Source organism: Streptomyces sp. NPDC029466, assembly GCF_055574515.1.
In genome coordinates this window covers 16254-33846 of sequence record NZ_JBVHZH010000036.1, presented here as the reverse complement: position 1 = coordinate 33846, position 17593 = coordinate 16254, and the positions used below count along the sequence as shown (strand labels likewise).

15 protein-coding genes and 1 pseudogene are annotated in these 17593 nt (G+C 68.0%); 5 read left to right on the top strand and 11 right to left on the bottom strand.

The window, feature by feature from the left end:
* Window positions 1–3: 3 nt before the first annotated feature.
* The 4 genes from ACZ4XD_RS25430 to ACZ4XD_RS25415 all read right to left on the bottom strand — a co-directional run bounded on the left by ACZ4XD_RS25430 (window position 4) and on the right by ACZ4XD_RS25415 (window position 4926).
* Window positions 4–1272 (bottom strand): radical SAM protein, encoded by a 1269-nt coding sequence (locus tag ACZ4XD_RS25430; protein WP_468045674.1) that lies wholly within the window; start codon window positions 1270–1272, stop codon window positions 4–6.
* A gap of 145 nt (window positions 1273–1417) precedes the next feature.
* Window positions 1418–2704 carry an ATP-grasp domain-containing protein gene (locus ACZ4XD_RS25425; protein WP_468045672.1) on the bottom strand — a complete coding sequence of 429 codons (1287 nt, stop codon included), beginning with the start codon at window positions 2702–2704 and terminating at the stop codon, window positions 1418–1420.
* 645 nt (window positions 2705–3349) lie between these two features.
* Window positions 3350–4129, bottom strand: coding sequence for an SDR family NAD(P)-dependent oxidoreductase (locus ACZ4XD_RS25420; RefSeq protein WP_468045670.1), 780 nt, complete (start codon window positions 4127–4129; stop codon window positions 3350–3352).
* A 50-nt stretch (window positions 4130–4179) separates the two neighbouring features.
* Window positions 4180–4926: a right-handed parallel beta-helix repeat-containing protein gene (locus tag ACZ4XD_RS25415; RefSeq protein WP_468045668.1), complete on the bottom strand. Its 747-nt coding sequence runs from the start codon at window positions 4924–4926 to the stop codon at window positions 4180–4182.
* A 335-nt stretch (window positions 4927–5261) separates the two neighbouring features.
* Between ACZ4XD_RS25415 and ACZ4XD_RS25410 the strand changes: the two genes are divergently transcribed.
* The gene (locus ACZ4XD_RS25410; protein WP_468045666.1) at window positions 5262–6965 is read left to right on the top strand and encodes a M4 family metallopeptidase; all 1704 of its coding nucleotides are present in this window, start codon (window positions 5262–5264) and stop codon (window positions 6963–6965) included.
* 63 nt (window positions 6966–7028) lie between these two features.
* Here the strand turns inward: ACZ4XD_RS25410 and ACZ4XD_RS25405 are convergent, their stop codons facing one another.
* The 4 genes from ACZ4XD_RS25405 to ACZ4XD_RS25390 form a co-directional block, all read right to left on the bottom strand.
* Window positions 7029–7811 (bottom strand): hypothetical protein, encoded by a 783-nt coding sequence (locus ACZ4XD_RS25405; protein WP_468045664.1) that lies wholly within the window; start codon window positions 7809–7811, stop codon window positions 7029–7031.
* A 199-nt stretch (window positions 7812–8010) separates the two neighbouring features.
* Window positions 8011–9444: a DEAD/DEAH box helicase gene (locus ACZ4XD_RS25400; protein WP_468045662.1), complete on the bottom strand. Its 1434-nt coding sequence runs from the start codon at window positions 9442–9444 to the stop codon at window positions 8011–8013.
* Between the two features lie 386 nt (window positions 9445–9830).
* Entirely contained in the window at window positions 9831–10388 is a 558-nt protein-coding gene (locus ACZ4XD_RS25395; protein ID WP_468045660.1) for a hemerythrin domain-containing protein, read from the bottom strand.
* A gap of 584 nt (window positions 10389–10972) precedes the next feature.
* Window positions 10973–11425 carry a hypothetical protein gene (locus tag ACZ4XD_RS25390; RefSeq protein ID WP_468045658.1) on the bottom strand — a complete coding sequence of 151 codons (453 nt, stop codon included), beginning with the start codon at window positions 11423–11425 and terminating at the stop codon, window positions 10973–10975.
* A 254-nt stretch (window positions 11426–11679) separates the two neighbouring features.
* On the opposite strand from ACZ4XD_RS25390, the gene ACZ4XD_RS25385 reads away from it, so the two are divergent.
* The 3 genes and pseudogenes from ACZ4XD_RS25385 to ACZ4XD_RS25375 form a co-directional block, all read left to right on the top strand.
* Window positions 11680–12030, top strand: coding sequence for a PRC-barrel domain-containing protein (locus ACZ4XD_RS25385; RefSeq protein WP_468045656.1), 351 nt, complete (start codon window positions 11680–11682; stop codon window positions 12028–12030).
* Between the two features lie 249 nt (window positions 12031–12279).
* The gene (locus tag ACZ4XD_RS25380) at window positions 12280–12828 is read left to right on the top strand and encodes a type 1 glutamine amidotransferase domain-containing protein (RefSeq protein ID WP_468045654.1); all 549 of its coding nucleotides are present in this window, start codon (window positions 12280–12282) and stop codon (window positions 12826–12828) included.
* A 1-nt stretch (window position 12829) separates the two neighbouring features.
* Window positions 12830–14169, top strand: a pseudogene (locus ACZ4XD_RS25375) (catalase); the annotation flags it as partial.
* A gap of 199 nt (window positions 14170–14368) precedes the next feature.
* Here ACZ4XD_RS25375 and ACZ4XD_RS25370 read toward each other — a convergent pair.
* Entirely contained in the window at window positions 14369–14941 is a 573-nt protein-coding gene (locus ACZ4XD_RS25370) for a CGNR zinc finger domain-containing protein (protein ID WP_468045652.1), read from the bottom strand.
* 80 nt (window positions 14942–15021) lie between these two features.
* Here ACZ4XD_RS25370 and ACZ4XD_RS25365 point away from each other — a divergent pair, with 80 nt between their 5' ends.
* Window positions 15022–15714, top strand: a complete 693-nt coding sequence (locus ACZ4XD_RS25365; protein WP_468045650.1) for a haloacid dehalogenase type II — start codon at window positions 15022–15024, stop codon at window positions 15712–15714.
* Window positions 15715–15807: 93 nt separating this feature from the next.
* On the opposite strand, the gene ACZ4XD_RS25360 is transcribed toward ACZ4XD_RS25365, so the two are convergent.
* Window positions 15808–16473, bottom strand: coding sequence for a restriction endonuclease (locus ACZ4XD_RS25360; RefSeq protein ID WP_468045648.1), 666 nt, complete (start codon window positions 16471–16473; stop codon window positions 15808–15810).
* A 262-nt stretch (window positions 16474–16735) separates the two neighbouring features.
* Window positions 16736–17524 carry an SDR family oxidoreductase gene (locus ACZ4XD_RS25355; RefSeq protein ID WP_468045646.1) on the bottom strand — a complete coding sequence of 263 codons (789 nt, stop codon included), beginning with the start codon at window positions 17522–17524 and terminating at the stop codon, window positions 16736–16738.
* Window positions 17525–17593: the final 69 nt, after the last annotated feature.

Genomic DNA, 17593 nt, shown 5'->3' with positions numbered 1-17593 from the left:
CCTTCAGCCCGTCGTCTCGACGAGAGGAAGCCGGCGGCGTGCGGGAACCCGGGAGACCAGCTGCTGCTCCTGGGCGAGTTCGCGGGCGAAGCAGCCGTCCTTGTAGGCGCCGGAGAGGCGCTTGTGGGTGAATGCCTCGATGGCCGCGTGGTCGAACTCCAGGTCGTAGCGGACGTCTTCGCCCCCGCCGGCGACCGTGCGGACGAGGATGCCCAGGTGCGGCTCGAAGGTGTTGACGCAGCCGACGATGTCACCGATCTTCTCGCGGCGCCCGTCCGCGGACTCCGACAGCACGCTCTCCTCGGTGGGGATGGCGGCGAACAGCTGGCGGCCGGCCCGGCACCATCCGACATGTCCGGGGAACCCCATCGCCTTGATGCCGAAGGTCCCGAAGTCCTCACTCACGCCGAGCTGGAAGCCCAGCTCGACGTTCTCGTGCAGCCACTTGAAGTCGCGGTAGGCCTGCTCGATCTCCTCGTAGCTGAGCTGGAGTTCGGGGTGCCGGCCGCCGTGGTCGGAGAAGTTGTTGAAGCGGACCGTGTCGACGCCCAGCTTGTTGAAGTAGTGGGCGTAGCGCTCCAGGGATCGGCGGCCGTGGTTGTGCTTGCCGATGGTGACGCCGATGTTGACCCGGAAGGCATCCGAGCGGTCGGCGTCGGCGGGAAGCGTGCTGCGGTAGTGGTCGTTGTAGTGGTCGATCCGGCGCAGCACCTCCTCGGTGTTCGCCCCGCTGAAGACGCCCTTGATCGGGTAGCTGCCGTCGTCGATGACGGCCAGGTTCTCGTCGATGACGCCGTGGTAGGTGATGGAGATGGTGCCATAGCCGTTGACCCGGGCGAGGTCGAGAAGCTCCAGGTAGTTGTCGGCGAGCAGCGGGCGGCCGCTGGTCCAGGCGTCGCCCTTCTCCATGGTCTCGGTGGGCTTGTGGTCGGATTCCTGTCTGAACTCACGGTTGTTGGCGGGGCCGTAGATGCGCATGAACTCACCGTCGTACGCGAAGCTGTCCACGTACCGCGGGTAGACGTGGTAGCCGTGCGACTGGAGGCCGGAGAGGATCCGCGGGCCTTCCTCCATGGCGAACGACTTGTCGTACACCTTCTCGTAGTTGACGAACCAACAATGCGTACATTTCTGTCCGCAGGTGTTCTTTCCGACCTTGGTGTCCAGGTCGAGGTAGATGTGGATGTCCTCGGGCTTGATCTCGTGGAACGGCGTGGTGAACGGCGCGTCTCCGTGGAAATCATAGGAAATCGGCGCGTTGTCGACAGACATGTTTCCCCCCAGGGCGTGGTCGAGTCGTGTGATGAGCGATGAGAGAGGTGCGGCTGTAGCGATGAGAGAGGTACGGCTGTGATCGGCTCAGGGGCGCCCTGTGGCAGGGCGGCCCCGGACCGAAGTGCGTATGTGGTGGTGCGTGTTACGCGACGGGCGCGGGCTGTGCGACGGTGCTCGGCGGGGCCGGGCTGCCGGGCGGAGCGGCAGCGGGCTGTGTGGTGGAGGGCGCATCCGCGACGGTGCGCGCCGAGGGCACGGGGACGTCGGGTTGCGTGGTGACGATGGGCAACGCCGTCAGCTCGGCCACCGCCGCCACGCATGCCGCCGCGTCCGCGGCGGTGACGACGGCGGTGCCCAGGCGGTCGGTGGAGGACCTGAGCGGGCGGACCGGGTCGCCGGGCTCCACGCTGACCTCCCACTCCACGATCGTTCCGTGGGCCAGTGACGGTGGTGGGGCGACGGCGGTGACCGTGCCGGGCGGTGCGGTGAAGAAGACGGTCGCGGCCGCGGCGGCCACGGCCTGCCCGCGCGGCATTCCCGCGCCGACCGCCCATCCCAGGGCGGCGACCCGCCAGTCGATGCCCGTGGTGAGCCGCACCAGGTCGGCGATGCCGTCGCCACCGAGGCGGTTGTGCGTCTCGATCACGATGACGCGGTCGCCGTCCACCTTGACCTCGGTGTGGCTCGGCCCGTCCGTCAGCCCGAGGGCGTCCAGCAGCTGTCCGACCGCCTCCTCGACCCGTGCCCGCCCGCGGGCGTCCAGGGCCGGAGCCGGCATCATGTGGCTGACCTCGACGAAGCTGCCCGTCGTCCCCTTCTGGGCGATGCCGACGACGGTGTGCCGGCCGCCGGCGGACAGCGTCTCCACGCTGAACTCCAGCCCGCCGACGAAGGCTTCCAGCAGGGTGCCGGCGGTCCGGCGGTCCGCCGGCAGGTCCGCCGCACGGTCCAGCAGAACCACGGCATTGCTGCCGACGCCGCTGACGGGCTTGGCCACCACGGGGGCGTGCCCGGCGAACAGCCGGGCCACCGCGTCCGGGTCGCCGCCGGAGGCGAAGGCCGGGTTCAGATGGGGCGCCTTCCGTTCGAGGGTCCGCCGCATCTCCAGCTTGTCGCGGGTGTGCCGGACGACTGAGGGGGCGACCCCCCGCACGCCGAGCCGCTCCGCCGCCACGGCCGCCGGCTCCAGACCGAGCTCGGTGAGCGACACGACGGCGGTCGGCGATAACGGCTTGAGCACCTCGTCGACGAACGCGAGGAAGGCCGGGCCGTCGTGGAAGTCGACGGTGTGCACCTGCCGTGTGCCCGGCGACCCATTGCTCCGCTCCAGGGCCGGGGCCCCGGGCAGCTGTACATGAAGGAGATCACCGGGGAGAGCCTCGGCCGCTCGCGCGACCGTCGGATTGGCACCGATGACCACCAGGGTCACGACAAGGTCTTTCTGGATTGCATGCTGCGATACACGTCTGGCCCCCCGCTTTCTTCAGGTCCGGGAACACGTCCGCCGACGGCACCGGGACCACATAACTGAGCCAACGCCAAACGGGAGCCGCAACGCGACGACCGACCGTTCGAGTGGCGAGGCGATGACAAGGTCGCAGCGGTACTCCACCCCTGTCAACAGTCTTGCGCAAAGCTTGACTTGCCGGGAAGTCGGCTCTGACCTGCATCAAGTTCCAGGGCCACAGAATTGACCGAAACTGTGCGAGGCCCGTCCCATATCCGCCCCCGACGTTTTCCAGTCGATTCCACCCTCACCCGGAACCGCCCGGAACCAAGCGGCAGCACCTGGCGCGAAGGCCCGCTGTGCCAGGTCAGCGCGTGGGGTGCGAGGGGCACCCGATGCCTCCTCCGGGGGCTACTTTTGGACAGGGCGCGGCAGTCATCCTTGACGGTAGCCCTCCGTCTCCCCTCTTGGACGGACACGTCCCCAGGAACCGGAGAAGCTACGCAAAAGCACATGACTCCGGTTCGGGAGAAGACGCAGTTTCCGTACGGCGAACGAGGGGCGGCGCCCCCGGCGAGCAGCGCGGCTGCGTGGAGCTTCGCGAGCCGGGGGACTGCGGTGCCGGGCTCAGTGCACGGAGAGCCCGCCGTCGACGAAGATCGCCTGCCCGGTGACGTAGCCGGAGGCCCGGCCGGCCAGGAACACCGCTGCTCCGGCGAAGTCCTCGGCCAGGCCGTTGCGACCGACCATCGTGCGCTCAGCCAGCGCCGCCACCTTCTCCGGGTCGGAGGACAACCGCGCATTGAGCGGCGTCATGACGAAGCCAGGAACCAGCGTGTTGCAGGTGACGCCGTGTGGTGACCACGCCTCAGCCTGGGAGCGGGCCAGCGATTCCAGCGCCCCCTTGGAGACCCCGTAGGCGCCGCTCTGGACGAACGCCCGGTGCGCCTGCTGGGAGGTGACGTGGATGATCCGCCCGAAGCCCCGCTCGGCCATGCCCGGCCCGAACCGCTGGCCCAGCAAGTAGGGCGCCTCCAGATTCACCGCCATGGTGGCGTCCCACACCTCCTCGCCCAGTTCGCCCATCGGCGGCCGCAGATTGATCCCGGCGCTGTTGACGAGGATGTCGGGCTCGCCGAACACCTCAGCTGCCTGCTCCGCCGCCGCGCGCACCCCATCGCGACTGCTCAGGTCGGCGCTCACCCAGGCCGCCCGACAGCCGTCCGCCGTCAACTCGTCGACCGTGGCGGCCAGTTCCGGCTCCTTGCGAGCCACGATCACCACACTGGCTCCCGCTCGCGCGAGAGCCCCGGCGATGGCTCGGCCGATGCCGGAACTGCCGCCCGTCACCACGGCGACCCGGCCGTCCAGCGAGAACAGTTCGGCGAGATAGCTCTGCGAGATCATGCCCGCACTCTAAGGCCGTCCCGTCATCCCTGGCGGGCGCACGACGACGGCTACAGCGCCCTGTTGCCGCCCTTGTTGACGATGCTCGCCTTCCTGCAATTGCTCCAAGTGAGCCTCAGGCCGGTGCTGCCACCGCCCTTGCCTCCCCACTTGATCAGCGGGAGCCGCCTGCCGGAGTAGCCGCTTCCGTACTTGTTGTTCTTGAACACATTGCCGCGACCGCAGGTCTCGCCCTTCTCCAGCCGGCCCCACTCGCTGAACATGGCGTACTGGCCGGACCTGCGGAAGCTGTTCCCGCTCACCGTGTTGTTCCGGCTGCCGTCCCTGATCCGTACGGGATCGCCGGAGACCGACGAGAATTTGTTGCCGCTGATGCTGCTGCCCGAGGTCTGCACCAGGTAGACGCCGTGCATCTTCCCGCCGTTGCGCAGCCCGGAGAAGGTGTTCTTCCGGATCACGATGCCGGAGGAGTGCTTCACATGGACGCCGGCGTAGCCGGTGGAGCCGCTGAGGTTCTTGAACGTGTTGCCGCTGACCGTGACGTTCGAGACGTTCCTCAGCAGGATCGCGTTGGCGTGGCCGGAGAACTTCCTGCCGCTGATGGTGAAGCCGCCGGGACCGCCGTCGATGCACAACTGGTAGCCGCCCCTGGGGCACTTGACCTGCCCCGGGTATCTGGCGGCGGTGGCACCCCAGCTCGGCTCGGCCATACCGCCGAGCAGCAGCGCGGTGCCGAGGGCGGTGGTGAGGGCGGCGGTCGGTACGAGATGGCGGGCACGCGGGCCGTGTGTGGGCATGGACGACTCCTGCCGGTGGTGTGTCGGGTGGATGGTGGGGCGCGGCGGCGGGCCCCCCGTGTGGCCGGCCGCCGCGACAGCAACCGAGCCTGGGCGACCGGATCCATTCCGGCAACGGCTTTCGCTGTCCGGGACAGCCGTTCGGCTGTCCGGGCTGGTCAGCGGCTTGTCCGGAAGTTCAGGACGGGCATCCGGCGCGGCCGGGCGGGGCACCCTGGCGCCCACCCGCGACCGGAAGGCCGCCGAGTACGTCGGCCTTCCGGTTGCCGCGCCCGTTACGGTGCGTGACGATCGAAGGGGGGCAATGCCACGGGGGTGCTATGAGGGGTTAGGCCATGTCACACCTGGAACGGTTTCGCTATCACGTTGCCGACGACCCGGAGGTGCGCGGCGCGCACCTGGGCCCCGAGATGGTGCGCGGAGTGAGCGCGCCCGAGGGCGAAGAGAGCCGGCAGGAGTTCAACTCGGCCGAGTCTGCCGCGCGGTTCTATCTGGCGGAGAAGCTCGCCCAGGAAGAAGCACCGGGGCTGCGCCGTGCGGTCCGGGACGACCGGCCTGAGCGCGTACCCGATCTGGCCCTGCGCGAGGCGCCGCGCCGTCAGGTAGGCATGGGCACCACCCTGGTCCGCTTCGAGCAGACGCAGCAGGAGATCCCCATCTTCGGCACCGAAGCCTTGGTCGAGATAGACGAAGACCAGCGACTGGTTTCGATGGACTGCCGGCTCGGCGAGGTGACCGGTGTCGGGTCCGTGCCCGGGCTGTCAGGGACGGATGCGCTGGAGCGCGTCAAACAGGAGACCGGGAGCCCGGTCGCTGCTGAAGAGCTGCCGCCGGCCAAGCTGGCCTACGTCAACCAGGGCGACGACTGGCACCTGGCCTGGCATCTGCGCGAGGTGCCGGCCCAGCTGCCCGCCATGCGCCGTGAGGAGGGCGACCGCGGCCATGGTCTCGGCCGGTCCCCGCGCGAGGACTTCCCGCTCACCGGTTACCTCGTCGACGCTTATTCCGGCGAGATCCTCCAGTCCTACGGGATGACGCCCACGGTGACGGTGCCCACTCGGCTGGAGGGCGACGACGAGGTCAGCGTCCACCACCGGTTCCACGGCAGCCGGCAGGACGGCTCGTACCTTCTGGACGACCTGCGGCGGCAGATCGCCACCTACGACTTCGATTTCGCCGACCTCGCGCAGGTCGACGAGCTCCCGGCCTCGGCGATACGTTCTCCTCAGGCCGACTTCGGCACCGACCACCGGGCCGGGATCTCGGCCCATGTCAACGCTGAGCGGGTAGCGAAGTTCTACCGTGACCAGCTGTACCGCGACGGCATCGACGACGCCGAAATGGACCTGGCCTCGGCGGTCAACTGCATCTACAGCGAAGACGGGCCGGGGCCTGAGTGGGTCAACGCCGTCTGGTGGCAGGGGCGGATGTGGTACGGCCAGATCTCCGTGGGAACCCGGCTGGTCAGTCTGGCCCGCAATCTCGACATCATCGGGCACGAGCTGACCCACGGAGTCATCGAGACCTCCAGCAACCTCGTCTACCAGGACCAGTCCGGTGCCTTGAACGAGTCGCTGGCCGACACGATGGGCACGATCATCGCCAACTGGTACCAGGCGCCCAACCGCGACGATGTGCGCACCTGGACCTGGGAACTCGGCGTCGGACTGGGCGACAACGGGCTGCCGCTGCGTGATATGAGCGACCCCACCCGTACCGGCGATCCCGACCATATGCACGACTACCTGCACACCACACACGACAACGGCGGCGTCCACACCAACAGCAATATCCACAACAAGGCGATGCACCACCTGCTCACTTCGGTGGACGCCGCGGGCAAGCCGGTCCTCACGGTCGAGGAGTGGGCGCTGCTGATCTATCTCGCGTTTGTGCGCCTGCTGAGTCAGTCGGGTTTCGCGGATATGCGCCGGGCGCTGCGGGACGTCACGAAGACGTATCTCGCCGGCAACGCCGCCGCGCGGACCGGCACGCTGGCGGCCGTCGACAACGCCTATCAGAGTGTGGGCATCACCTAAGAACCGCCCGGCAGGGAACGGCCGCTCTCGGCGGAGCTTGCTGGGTTTTCCGGCGCGGCCGCGTCAGAGCTCAAGGTTGCGGGCGAGGGCGGTCAGCACGGCCCGGGTCTTGGTCTCGCCGAATCGCGGGGATTCGACGTTGCGCTTTCGCAGCGCGCGTTCGAGCAGCCGCTCGGCCTCAGCCGCTTCGGCCGTGCTCATACGGACCGAGACCTCAAGGAAGCGCAGGCCCCTGGTGGTCCACTCCTCGATGGCCACGGGACGGGGCAGCATGTCCCACTCCTGCTTCCACTTGACGGCGTGCACCGGACCGAGCGCCCGCAGATCCGTGAGGTCATTCTTCTTCAGCCCGACGGCGTCTTCCAGGAGGTCGCGGTGCGGCTTGGCGAGGAGGTGGTCCAGCGCCCCGTGCCCGGGGCTGAGCGCCGACTCGATGACCTTTGCCTTGACCTCCCGGTCGGCCTGGAGTGAGGCGGACAGCACGGGCGTGAAGGCGGGCCCGGTCCGGTCCTCCTCGATCGTGAACTCCCAGTCCTCGTCCTCGTTCTTGACGTTCTTCTGCCAGTCGCGTGGCAGCGGGGGGCACGGTCGCAGCTTGACGGTCATGTCTGTTTCGCGCTTGGACCCGTGATCCTCGTTGTCCATACGCAGGCGGATGATGACCCCGCGGTCGAGGAAGGGCAGCGCGATGCCGTCGCCACCCTTCTCGGGACTGTCCCAGAAGTGGATGGTGCGACTGCGGCCCTCACCAGTCTTGAGTTCGAGCGCACGGGCCGCCTGCTGGGCCTCGTCCCCGGAAAAGCTGATCTTGATTTCCGCGGCCGTGGCCGTTGGAGTCTGTGTCATGGAAGCTGTTATTCCACGACGTACCGCACCTGGCGTTCCGCCTCACCGGCCCGGCCGACGGGGGCGCCGGCCATTCCCCTTTCCGGAGCAGGCAGGAGCAGGCCGGAGCAGGCAGGAGCGGCTCACAGCGCCGACTGCGGCCGGGCCCGAATGCGAACCCTGGGCCACGGACAGCGACCGCCTGCACGAATCGGGTGGCTCAGTTGCCGCGGCGCACCCGGGCCGCCTTGCGCGCTTCGGCGAGCTTACGGGCCTCGCCGGCCTTGCGGGACTTGCCGCCGGTGCCGCGGGAGGCGTCCTTGCTGGTGCCCAGGCCGCGGAAGGGGGCGTTGGTGTTCTTGGTCCGGGGCACGGCGGGCCCACCGTCGAGCCGGGTGCCGGAGGGGGCCTTGGCCCCGGTGATCCGGCTGAGCTCCGCCTCACCCGAGCGCACCTTCGTGATCGTCGGCTCGATACCGGCCGCGGCTATCAGCCGGCTCGTCTCGCGACGCTGCCCCGACAGCACCAGCGTGACGACGCTGCCGGACTCACCGGCCCGGGCAGTGCGGCCCGCGCGGTGCAGATAGTCCTTGGGGTCGCTGGGCGGGTCGACATTGACCACGAGATCGAGGTCGTCGACATGCAGACCACGGGCCGCGACATTGGTCGCCACCAGGGCGGTGATCTGGCCGTTCTTGAACTGCGCGAGGGTCCGTGTGCGCTGCGGCTGGGACTTTCCGCTGTGCAGGGCCGCGGCGTGCACTCCGCTGGCCCGCAGATGCCGGGTGAGCTGGTCGACCGCGTGCTTGGTGTCCAGGAACAGCAGTACGCGGCCGTCGCGGGCGGCGATCTCCGTCGTGACGGCGTACCGGTCGGGGCCGTGGACGACCAGCACATGGTGGTCCAGCGTCGTGACCGCACCCGCGGACGGGTCGACCGAGTGCACGACGGGGTCATGTAGGTAGCGGCGGACCAGGTGATCGACGTCGTGGTCCAGAGTGGCCGAGAAGAGCATCCGCTGGCCGTCGCGGTGCACCTGGTCGAGCACCGCGGTGACTTGCGGCAGGAAGCCCATGTCGCACATCTGGTCGGCCTCGTCGAGGACGGTGATCCGCACCCGTTCCAGGCGGCAGGCCTTGCGCTCGATGAGGTCGTGCAGGCGGCCAGGGGTGGCGACGACGACCTCGGCCCCGTCGCGCAGCGCGGCGGCCTGCCGGCCGATCGACATGCCACCGACGACCGTGGCCATCCGCAGCCGGAGCGCGTCGGCATACGGCGCGAGCGCCTCCGTTACCTGTTGGGCCAGCTCCCGGGTAGGCGCCAGGATCAGAGCGAGCGGCTGCTTCGCCTCCGCGCGCCGCCCGGCCGTCCGTGCGAGCAGCGGCAGGCCGAAGGCGAGCGTCTTGCCCGAACCCGTGCGCCCGCGCCCCAGGACGTCGCGTCCCGCGAGGGCGTTGGGCAGTGTGGCCGCCTGGATCGGGAAGGGCTTGTGTACCCCGAGCCCGGTGAGCGTTCGCAGCACCTCGGCCGGCAGTTCCAGGTCGGCGAAGGAGGTGACCGGGGAAACCGCCGGGGTGAGGGGCACCGGCCGGGCGGGGGTGCCGTGCGAGGTGCCGTTGCCGTGCGAGGCGCCGAGGCGGTCAGGGTGGTTCATGAAGAGCCTTCCGCAAGGGGAACGTACCGAGGAAGGCCCGGCAGGAATGACAGGAATGACAGGAATGAGCAGCCGACGAAACAAGGGGAACCGCATGGACGGAATCGCCGACCGTCCCGGCTCGCCCACCGTCCCGGCCGCCCGAAAATTTGAGGCTACACGAAGTGACTGCTCGGCCCGGCACCGCGGCACTGATAGGGCCCCAGCAGACGCCCGGAACCTGACAGGAAGAGCTGCCGTTCCCGGTGTGGTTCGGCGCGCCTGGCGGCGTGAGCCACTGGCCCTTCGCCGGCCGCCAAGTCCGCCTCTCTACTCCACGCCCGAATCAGCGCCCGTGTGACCCGGGCAGGCCGCCTGCTCAGGTGCCCGGGCGAAGGTCGGTGCGGTTACTGGCCGCGGCCGGTGACGTAGTCGCGGGCCCGGTCGACCAGGCCGAGGCCGGGGGCGAGGAGCCGGTTGGCCGGGGGCGTACTCGGTGCGGCCGGGTGCGGGCGGGTGGGGGCGGTCTTCTTCGCCTCGCGCACCTTTTCTCCCAGACTTTCGAGGATGTAGGAGTGCACATGGTTGCGTAGCTGGGGGAAGAGGTGGTTCTCCTCGTCATCGACGTGCGAGGTGACCTCTGTCTTGAGCTTGACCACGAGGCGGTCGAAGTCGGTGTCGTCCGGCGCGCGCTCTTCGAGGTCCTTGAGGAGTTGTTCGACGCGCGCGTGGTCGGCGATCTCCTTGTCCGCCAGTGCGTCGCCCTCCTCCAGGTGCTCGCGCACGGCCGGGTAGAGGTGCATCTCCTCGGCGACCGAATGCCGCACCAGCTCGATGGTGATCGCATCGACCAGCCGCTTGCGGTCCGGAGTGCCGGGCAAGGCGTCCTCGAACTGCCCGAACAGCTCGTCGACCTCTCGGTGGTCGGTGGTCAATTCCTGGATGACATCTCCGCCGTGACCCACGAACTTCGCCTCCGCTCGCTGCGCACCTCGGCCCGTACCGGGTGTGTGAGTGCACGGGTTCCCGAGGCAGGCCGCAGATAACGCGATACGGGCGAATTACGCCGGACGCTCGGCCGAGGGGCCGAGCCGTCAGCCTGGAATCACGCGGATACAGCACAGAGCGCGAGAGCCCTGCGACCTGCCGGTCGCCAAGACCCGGTGGGCGTGCGTGGGCGTCGGGGCCCCGGAGGACGATCTTGAAGGCCACTTCCGGGGCGCGGACGCAGTGGTCAACCTGGCCTGGGTCTGGCGTGGCACCCACGCGCCCGGCCCAGCAGCCGGGATGATCACCGGCGGGTGCGGTGCGTGCTGTGCCCATCGTCCCGGCCACCCTCACCGGCCGGCGCCCCTGTGCCCGCCTCCCGTTCCAAGGGCGTCCGGCGGGCACAGGGGCGACGACAGCTGTTGGGCTCCCAGCAGCGCAGCATGACCGTCGAGCCCGACGCGGACTGAAGCCGTCGACACAAGGTCCACACCACGCCACACCCCAGGGCCAGCCGGCGCCTGAAATATCAGCGCCCTGCGCGGCCCGGTGTCCCGCGGCCCTAGGAGGCAGCGCGTGGAAGGTGTGGACACGACAGGCCGGCACGGTCGTTGGGCAGACGCATGCGATGTGCCAGGTCACGCGTCATGCGTTGGGTGAGACAGCTGCGCCAGGTGACATCGGGGTAGCAGGCACGCAGGTGTGCAACGGCGCGTGTGCCCAGGCCGCTGTCCTGCAAAGGCGTAGCGACCTGGACCTGGGTGATCACGCCGTTCGCGCAGAGTTCGCACACTTCGTAGGTGACCTCGCCGACGACGCGGCGGATGTACACCAGCAGCAGGCTTTGGGCCCACTCACTCGTCGGAGCCGGGGAGTGGAAGATCTCCACATCACGGTAGGCGAACACCCGCCGGTGGAGCTTGCCACGCCGGCGGCCCGGGCGGGTGTGCCGTGGCCGGCGGCGGTGGAGGTTCTGTCGTAGGGCTCCCGGCACAAAGTTACGTGTGGCAACCATGCACGCCGTCTACCCCCGGCGAAACTGGACAATCACCCCCTTCGGCCAGGGGCACGTCCTCAGCCGCACCCAGGCGCTCCAGTCGCCGCCTGGCGGCGGGCTCACAGCGGGCGCCCTGGCCACCGGACGCCCGAAGAAAATCCAATGAGTGCCGGGTTAAGTCCAAAAGGCTGGGCACGCGGAACAGCGAGGAACCGTTCTCGGACGAGAGCACTGTTCTTCTCATCGCACGTCGTCACAAAGGAGCCGATCCTATGAGCGACATCTGGGGCTATCAGTCGGCCACCGGTTACACCGCGGGTGCGAGCCTTATCGGGTACAAGGTCGAGGCCACCGACGGAAGCATCGGCAAGGTGGACAAACACTCGGACGAAGTTGGCGCTTCGTATCTGGTGGTGGATACCGGAGTGTGGATCTTCGGTAAGCACGTTCTGCTGCCTGCCGGTACGGTGAGCCGCATCGATGACGCGGGAAAGACGATCTATGTCGAGCGCACCAAGGCAGAGATCAAGGATGCGCCGGAGTTCGACAAGGACAAGCACCTCGGCGATGCCGGCTATCACGAGCAGGTAGGCATGTACTACGGGGGCTGGCACCGCGCCTGATCAAGTCGCGCGGTGGGCAGGGAGCTTCGCCAATAGTCTTCCTGTTTTCACGCAAGCCGTCAGTTCTGTCTGACGGCTTGCGCGCATGAAGCGCATGTTATTCCGGCGCAGATTGAGGGCCACTTTTCTCTACGGCACGGCCGGGAAATGACCGCACCCGCGACCGCAATCACAGTGGCCGCGCCGCGCAGCCGCTGACGACCAGTGACGAATGCATGCTCAGCACCGCAGAGAAGGGAACGACACCTCATGCAGATTGCTTTCCTGGTAGCGCCCGAGGGTGTGGAGCAGGCCGAACTGACCGACCCCTGGCAGGCGGTTATCGACTCCGGGGACATTCCCCATCTGATCTCCACGCGCGCTGGCCGGATCCAGGCCTTCCACCATCTGGACAAGGCCGACACTTTCCCGGTGGACCACACCGTGGACACGGTCGACGTGGCGGAATACGGCGGCCTCGTCCTCCCCGGCGGAGTCGCCAACCCCGATGCGCTGCGGATGGACAAGGGCGCGGTCGCGTTCGTCAGGCGCTTCTTCGACCGGGGCAGGCCGGTGGCTGCCATCTGCCACGCACCGTGGACGCTGATCGAGGCTGACGTCGTCCGCGGGCGCACACTCACCTCGTGGCCGAGTCTTCAGACCGATGTCCGCAACGCCGGAGGCACGTGGGTGGATGAGCAGGTCCAGGTCTGTAGCGCGGGCGACAACACGCTGATCACCAGCCGGAAGCCGGCCGATCTGAAGGCTTTCTGCGCCTCGTTCGTCTCCGAGTTCGCCCGGGCCGGAAGGACGGCCTGAGATAACGGACAAGAAGCAGGAACAGCGGCGCGCGCACTTCGCGGACGACCCGGCCGCCGGTCCGCTCACCACCGATCAGGGCGTACCGGTCGACCACACTGACGACTCCCTCCAAGCCGGGGAACGTGGCCCGACGCTGATGGAGGACTTCCACTTCCGGGAGAAGATCACCAGGTTCGACCACGAGCGGATCCCGGAACGCGTGGTGCACGCGCGGGGAGCAGGCGCCTATGGATACTTCGAACCCTACGAATCCTGCGCCGAGTTCACCCGCGCTGCCTTTCTCCAGACCCCGTCCGTGAAGACGCCGGTGTTCGTACGGTTCTCCACGGTTCAGGGCCCGCGCGGTTCCGCGGACACCGTGCGGGACGTCCGTGGGTTTGCCGCGAAGTTCTACACCCCGGAAGGCAATTACGACCTGGTCGGCAACAACTTCCCGGTCTTCTTCATCCAGGACGGCATCAAGTTCCCCGACTTCGTACACGCGGTGAAGATGGAGCCGCACAACGAAATTCCCACCGGGGCGTCCGCGCATGACACCCTCTGGGACTTCGTCTCGCTACAGCCGGAAACGTTGCACACCATCATGTGGTTGATGTCGGACCGGGCCATCCCGCGCAGCTACCGGATGACGCAGGGATTCGGTATGCACACCTTCCGCTTCGTCAACGCGGACGGCAAGGGCACCTTTGAGAAGTTCCACTGGAAGCCGAAGCTCGGGGTGCACTCCCTCGTATGGGACGAGGCCCAGGAAACGATGGGCCGCGATCCGGACTACAACCGTCGCGACCTCTGGGAGTGCATTGAGGCAGGTGAATATCCGGAGTACGAGCTCGGCGTACAGCTCGTACCCGAGGAGGACGAGCACTCCTCCCGGTCAACCGGCCGGTCGCCCCGGTGCGCAACAATCAGCGCGACGGCTACCACCAGACCCAAATCCACCAGGGCGCCGGCTACTTCCCCAATTCCCTCGGTGGCGGCTGTCCGGCACTCGCCGACCCCCATGATCCCGCCTTCCGGCATCTGACGGAGCGGGTCGACGGCCACAAGATCCGTAAGCGGAGCCCCAGTTTCATTGACCACTACTCCCAGGCGGCGCTGTTCTGGCACAGCATGACCGACTGGGAGCAGCAGCACATCGTGGACGCCTTCCGCTTCGAACTGGGCAAGGTCAACACAATCGAGGTCCGCGAACGGACCGTTGGTCAGCTGGCCCAGATTGACTACAACCTGGCCACCCAGGTCGCAGAAGGCATCGGCGTCCCCACGCCGAACGTCTCCGCGGATCTGCCGCGGCCCGCCCCGTCGCCCGCCCTGAGCATGGAGAACAACAAGGGCGAGGCGCGCTGCTCCGAGCCCTCGCCTGCCGTATCAACTCGCCCAATTTCCAAGGCTGTTCCGCACCGTGATGTGGCTGCGAGCCACCGCCGGGACCGGGAGCCTACGACGCCGAGAACAGCCGTCGGCCGAGAGCGTCGTGATGCGAGTGAAGGGGCAAGCACGAACACGGTTAGTGCGGGCCACTGCTCCCGCGACCGCGTCAAGTGGTTCCGCCGGGCCCGCGATCCTCGGCCGTGGTCGAAGCTCGTCTGCGAGCTCGGTAGGCCGCAGCCTTGACGCGGTTGCCGCACTCGTCCATCCCGCACCAGGTGCGCCGGGCGCCGCGCGAGCGGTCGAGATAGATGCGGGTGCAGTCAGTGCGACCGCACTCCTTGAGGCAGGCGTGGGGATCGGCGAGCACAGCGATGCCGCTTCTGACTGTGTGAGTGAGTACCGCGAGAAGGTCTCCCGCGATATGCAGCCCCGCGTCGCTGAGTTTGATGGAGAGGACTGCCCCGGCAGCCGTGTCGTTGACGATCTTGAGGCTGTCGGGATCGAAGGGCCGATCGAGCACGCGATCCAGAGCTAGTCGATAGATCGCTTCTCGCAACGACAGCGCGGACTCGAAGGCGGAGAAGTCGGCCGTGACGCGGTCCGGGAGCTCGTCGCATTCGGCCACCCACCGCTCTAGATCTGCGGGCGCGGCCAAGAGATCGACGGGCTCGTCTCGGCGAGACACCACGGTGCCGGCCAGATCGAGGGCTGGGTTGCCGCTCACGAACGCAAAATTCACGTCACCATCTTGACTGGTGACGAGGCTGACGACAAGATCGTCACCTGTTGAGCTGGTGACGCGAGCGCGCAGGAGAACGCATGGCCGAGATCTGCGACATCAAGGTCGTCGTCTTCGACGTCCTCGGAACACTGGTCGACGAACGCAGCGGGCTTCGAGCGGAAATTCGCGAGGCGGTGTCCGCGTCCCCGTATGCGTCTGCCGATGAGCTGTGCACCTTGTGGCAGCAGCATGTCGAGGTCGAGCAGCAACGCATCACCGAAGGGCACCGCACGTACGTCAACACTGAGATCATCGACAGCGAGGCTGCTCAACGGGTGGCCGACCATGCCGGGCTCACCGATCCGGCGACCATCGCCCGGCTGGCCACGGCGGGGCAGCGCTTGCCTCCCTGGGGCGACTCCGTCGCCGGTCTCGCGCGGCTCGCGCAGCGATTCCCCGTGCTGGGGCTCTCCAACGCCAGCCGCACCGCTCTGCTGCGGCTCAACGCACATGCCGGCCTGCGCTGGCACCAAGCCTTGTCCGCCGAAGCCGTCCTCGCCTACAAGCCGGCGCCTGAGGTCTACCAACTCGCCATCGACACCGCCGGATGCCCACCAGAACGCGTGCTCATGGTGGCCGCCCATGCCTGGGACCTGCGCGGAGCCCAGACGAAGGGCATGCGGACCGCCTACGTCCAGCGACCGGTCGGGGATCCGCCGACGAACTCCGATGTCTTCGACGGGCGGTTCAACGGACTGGACGAACTGGTCACTGCGCTGACAGCGAGGTAGCCGGTCGGCGGCTTGCGGTTCACGGACCGCGGCCCGCGGCCCACGCCCACGGCCCGCGGTCCACGTGTCCGGCACCGCAGCGATACTCCTTGATCAGCCGTCGGCCTGCCACGGGGCTGGGCCGATGCCTGCTTCCCAGGCGAAGAGCATGTCGTGGTCGAGGCACCGGATGCCGCTCTGCTCCGCGTATGCGACCGCGGGTTCGGTGAAGGTGCTGGTGGTGATGACCGCCGCTATGTCGGCGTCATGGACGGTGAAGCAGGTCCCGCCGAAGCGTTGGAGGTCCTGGGACCCGACCCGGTTGGCTTCGCGGTATTGCTTGCACTGGATGACGAGACGGCGCCCCTCGGGCGTCACAGCGAGAACATCGGCCCCCAGGTCATTGGCCCCGCCGACGACACGGACGTCCAGGCAGCCATCACGTTCACACAGGAGCGCCACCAATTGCTCGAATTCATCCGGGGTCACGTCGGCATCATCGGCCAGGTAGACGTCTTCGTCTGCTAGCTCTTCGCTCTGGACGCTGAGTTCGGGGGCGGCCGGAGACGCTGGGGCACAGGTGATCTCGGCTCCCCGCCGTATGGATCGGTTGCGATATCGGCGCCGGATGATGCCCAGGGCCGTGGCGGCGAGCACCAGGATGAGAAGTGCGACTGCCCCAGGGCGGACTGTCGCGCCCTGCAAGAGCGCCTTGAGGACGAGTCCTACGCCGAGAACACCGCTGGCAACGAGACCGAATGCAATGGTCAACTGCCGCATGCGGAAACGGGGTCGGCGAGTTGTGGCATGCTCCCGGGGCATCGGTGACACCATGGCGATTGTCTCCCAGCCTTGAGTCGATGATCGTTTAGACCTCCTGCCCCACGGCTTCCGGTTCATTGACTGAAGATCATTCCCGCCAAGCACCCCTTCTCCAGGTGGGCATCGAGCTCGCTACAAGCCGCCCGTCCGCCTCTGCTCAACGACGTAGCGGAGCCGTCGCGCCTCTATGCCCCCTGGGTGGGCCACCAGTACGGTCACATCAGGTGAGTCCGCCGTCGGCGCGAATGTTCTGGCCGGTGACCCAACGGTTGTCGGCGCGGACGAGCAGGGCGACGAGGTCGGCTACGTCACTGGGCCGGCCGATCCGGCCGAGCGCGGTCATGGCGGCGGCTCCCTCCAGCGCGCCTGGTTGGGCGCTGTCCCGGAGGAGGTCCGTGTCGGTCGGGCCGAGGGAGAGTGTGTTGGCCGTGATGCCCCGGCAACCGAGTTCGCGGGATGCGACGCGGGTGATCTGTTCGACGGCAGCCTTGCTGGCAGCGTAGATGGCCTCGCCCGGGCTGGGCCAATGCGTGCCGACCGTGGAGATGGTGATGATCCGTCCACCGTCGCGCATGCGGGCTGCGGCCTGTTGCACAGCCAGGAACGTGCCCCTTGCATTCACGGCCATGACGCGCTCCCAGTCGTCGACAGTGGCCTCCGCGATGGGTGCACTGGTGAACACCCCGGCGTTGACCACCAGAATGTCCAGCCCGCCGGCCCCGGCCTCGCGGAAGGCTCCGTCCGCCGCGGCAAACGCCTCGGCGACCTCGTCGGGCGCGGCAAGATCGAGACGTACTGCGTACGCCCTGCCGTTCAGCTCAGCGATTTCGGCGACCAGACTTTCGGCAGCCTCGGGCTGGGTGCGGTAGGTGAACACCACAGTGGCGCCGTCCGCAGCCAGCCGGCGGGCGATGGCGCGGCCGGTACCGCGCGATCCGCCGGTGACCAGAGCACCGCATCCTGCCAGAGGCCGAGAGGAAGCATCAGAGGAGACCGTCGAAGAAGTCATGACGGCACGATGACACCGATTGCGGCACAGATCCTTCCTCAATCGCGGAAAGGGTGACAGGTGTCGAAA

Coding starts and splice junctions, on each gene's coding strand:
- ACZ4XD_RS25430 (WP_468045674.1), bottom strand. CDS start 1,272: ATGTCTGTCGACAACGCGCCGATTTCCTATGATTTCCACGGAGACGCG.
- ACZ4XD_RS25420 (WP_468045670.1), bottom strand. CDS start 4,129: ATGATCTCGCAGAGCTATCTCGCCGAACTGTTCTCGCTGGACGGCCGG.
- ACZ4XD_RS25415 (WP_468045668.1), bottom strand. CDS start 4,926: ATGCCCACACACGGCCCGCGTGCCCGCCATCTCGTACCGACCGCCGCC.
- ACZ4XD_RS25410 (WP_468045666.1), top strand. CDS start 5,262: ATGTCACACCTGGAACGGTTTCGCTATCACGTTGCCGACGACCCGGAG.
- ACZ4XD_RS25405 (WP_468045664.1), bottom strand. CDS start 7,811: ATGACACAGACTCCAACGGCCACGGCCGCGGAAATCAAGATCAGCTTT.
- ACZ4XD_RS25400 (WP_468045662.1), bottom strand. CDS start 9,444: ATGAACCACCCTGACCGCCTCGGCGCCTCGCACGGCAACGGCACCTCG.
- ACZ4XD_RS25390 (WP_468045658.1), bottom strand. CDS start 11,425: ATGGTTGCCACACGTAACTTTGTGCCGGGAGCCCTACGACAGAACCTC.
- ACZ4XD_RS25385 (WP_468045656.1), top strand. CDS start 11,680: ATGAGCGACATCTGGGGCTATCAGTCGGCCACCGGTTACACCGCGGGT.
- ACZ4XD_RS25380 (WP_468045654.1), top strand. CDS start 12,280: ATGCAGATTGCTTTCCTGGTAGCGCCCGAGGGTGTGGAGCAGGCCGAA.
- ACZ4XD_RS25365 (WP_468045650.1), top strand. CDS start 15,022: ATGGCCGAGATCTGCGACATCAAGGTCGTCGTCTTCGACGTCCTCGGA.
- ACZ4XD_RS25360 (WP_468045648.1), bottom strand. CDS start 16,473: ATGCGGCAGTTGACCATTGCATTCGGTCTCGTTGCCAGCGGTGTTCTC.
- ACZ4XD_RS25355 (WP_468045646.1), bottom strand. CDS start 17,524: ATGACTTCTTCGACGGTCTCCTCTGATGCTTCCTCTCGGCCTCTGGCA.